At 48.3% G+C, this 236-nt stretch carries 1 protein-coding gene; it reads left to right on the top strand.

Annotated elements, in window-relative coordinates; all coding sequences use genetic code 11:
• Positions 1-236, top strand: a 236-nt coding sequence (locus R0K30_RS23500; RefSeq protein WP_410613440.1) for a hypothetical protein, incomplete at both ends; no start/stop codon positions are given.

Here is a 236-nt window from a genome sequence, read left to right as displayed (position 1 = left end):
CTGCAAAACTGGTTTTTAAAACAGGAACTGCAAAGTGTGCAGGGCGTGGCGGAAATTGCGACTGTTGGTGGCATGGTCGAAACCTATCAGGTGGTGGTGCAGCCGGAAGCCTTGCATCGTTATAGCCTTACCGCGCACCATATATTCGGCTTCACCCATTTCTACTACAGAGCCACCAACTTGATTATTGGCCTGCTGAATGCTTTGCTTAATTTGGTTCAGGGTAAGGCTATAAC

The organism is Bacillus sp. SIMBA_154 (assembly GCF_046536015.1).
Taxonomy (GTDB): Bacteria; Bacillota; Bacilli; order Bacillales; family Bacillaceae; genus Bacillus; species Bacillus pumilus_P.
This window is presented reverse-complemented; position numbering and strand designations above follow the sequence as displayed.